At 65.6% G+C, this 2138-nt stretch carries 3 protein-coding genes; all 3 read left to right on the top strand.

Annotation, left to right across the window (positions count from 1 at the left end):
* A partial coding sequence (locus ACFPMG_RS16340; RefSeq protein ID WP_376996218.1) for a hypothetical protein occupies positions 1 to 442 on the top strand: 442 nt, incomplete at its 5' end.
* Positions 443 to 621: 179 nt separating this feature from the next.
* Positions 622 to 918 (top strand): hypothetical protein, encoded by a 297-nt coding sequence (locus ACFPMG_RS16335; protein WP_376996217.1) that lies wholly within the window; start codon positions 622 to 624, stop codon positions 916 to 918.
* Positions 918 to 2009 (top strand): tyrosine-type recombinase/integrase, encoded by a 1092-nt coding sequence (locus ACFPMG_RS16330; RefSeq protein WP_376996216.1) that lies wholly within the window; start codon positions 918 to 920, stop codon positions 2007 to 2009. Before ACFPMG_RS16335 ends, ACFPMG_RS16330 begins: the two co-directional genes overlap by 1 nt.
* Positions 2010 to 2138: the final 129 nt, after the last annotated feature.

The raw sequence follows: 2138 nt of genomic DNA, 5'->3' as shown, positions 1-2138 counted from the left end.
TCTTGGCTCATCCATCATCGATGACCACGAAAAGGAGGAGATGGAGGAAGCACAGCGAGCCGCCGAGGCCCGCGCCACCCAGGCGGAGGCCGAGCGGGACGCGGCGCAGGCAGACGCCCTCATGGACATCGCCCACGCGCTCGGCTGCGAGTTGGACCGAGCCGCCGCGCTGCAAGCCGTCGTCGCGCTGCAGTCCGCACTCTCAGCATCCCAGGCGCGAGAGGCCGGACTGCGGGAGGCGCTGGAGCCGTTTCTCGTCGCCGCCGCCGGGATGGCCGAGATCGACATGCCGGATGATGCCGCTGTCCTTCGCGCGTCGGCGGATTGGTGGCTGCGGTCCGGGGAGGCAGGCAAGAAGGGCCGCCCGCTGACCTTCGGCGACTTCCGCAAGCTCGCCGCCCTCTCCCATCACCGGGAAGCGCAGGGAGGCGGGAATGGGTGAGCTTGTGGCGTGCCAAACCTGCTGCGGCAATGGTGAGGTCGTGACTGATTGGAACCGCTACCTGCATCCGCATAAGGGTGACGTCGGAGACGAAGCCGTAGCTGAGTGTCCGGAGTGCGACGGTCGCGGTGAGCACGAGGTCGCGCCCGCGGCCGGCGCAGCGCAGGGAGGGGAGTAGGATGGCGCGACCGAAGCCCAAGTTCACGTTCTCGCCGCGCCTCATGACGGCGTTGGACGTGGCAACCTACCTGAACCGTTCGGAGCAGTGGTTCGCCCACAAGCGCCCGCAGATGGAAGCGGCCGGATTCCCGCGGCCTGATCCACTTCTAGGACTGTACGACCAGAGGGCCGTCGACCAGTGGCTTGACCGGCGGTCCGGGCTGGTTGCAGCATCTCCGGCGAACGACAGCGCGCCCGAGCCGGCGAATGACGCCCCCGCGGTCGATCCGTTCAAGGCGGCATTCGGGAAACGGTGATGGTGCGAGTCGACTTCCCCGGCGTGAACATGGTGACCAAGCGCCTCGCCGACGGCACGCGCCGGGTCTACTACTACCACCGTGCCAGTGGCATCCGGCTGCCCGACGACCCGCGCTCCCCTGAGTTCGCCCAGGCCTACGCCAAGCTGAACGCGGTGCCTGCTGCTCGACCGGATGAGCCGGTGGCAGGAACCTTCGCGGCGCTGATCACGAAGTACAAGGCCAGCCCTGATTTCCTTCAGCTCGCCGACGAGACGCGGAAAGCGTATACCCGGCATCTTGCCACCATCAGCGCCGGGGACATAGGCCGGGGCGGCGATTTTTCCGGATGGGGCTCTCTTCCGGTGCGGGACCTCCAGCGGGAGAACGTCCTGGAGCTGCGCGACGCATTCGCCAAGACACCACGGACGGCAAACTACATCATCCAGGTGCTGCGGCTCCTGCTGAACTTCGCCGTGGATCGCGGATGGAGGAAGGACAACCCGGCCCAACGGCCCAAGAAGCTGAAGACCGGAGACGGGCACCGCCCGTGGGAGGAGTCGGAAATCGAGGCTTTCCGCAAGAGGTGGGGCACGACCACGCGCGAGCGGGTCGCCTTCGAGCTGCTGCTGAACACCGGCCAGCGGGCGGGCGACGTGGCCGCCATGATGCGGCAGCACTACCGGTCCGGCACCATCTCCGTCACCCAGCAGAAGACGAACGAACGGCTATGGATTCCTGCCGCCCAGGATCTGGTTGCGGTGCTCGACCCCTGGCTGGAGACGCACAAGCTGATGGCAATCCTGCCGAGTCGCTTTCACAAGCCGATGACCTCGAACGGCTTCGTCCACTTCATGAGCGATGCGATCCGCGAGGCGGGGTTGCCCGAAGACGTCACCACGCATGGGCTGCGATACACCGCCGCGACCATGCTGCACGAAGTAGGAATGGAGTGGGAGGTGATCGCGTCGGTAACGGGTCACCAGACCGTCACCATGGTCAGGAAGTACACCGCGAAGAAGCGGAATGCGCAGCTTGCGATTGCCTCTCTGGATGCCGCCCGAACGGCCAAGGGGAAGGGTCGGAAAGGGCGTCCGAAGAACGCCAAATGAACGGAATTTGCAAACCGCCGGTGATCGGATTGCAAACCGGGGCAAAATCAGGGGTTCAAGCTTGCGCTAACCCATTGAGGGGAATGGTGATCCGGGTGGGATTCGAACCCACGGCCACATGATTAAAAG

This window comes from Azospirillum himalayense, from assembly GCF_042657465.1.
GTDB classification, from domain to species: domain Bacteria; phylum Pseudomonadota; class Alphaproteobacteria; order Azospirillales; family Azospirillaceae; genus Azospirillum; species Azospirillum himalayense.
The sequence above is the reverse complement of the archived record's forward strand: the minus strand, read 5'-3'. Positions and strand labels throughout refer to the sequence as shown.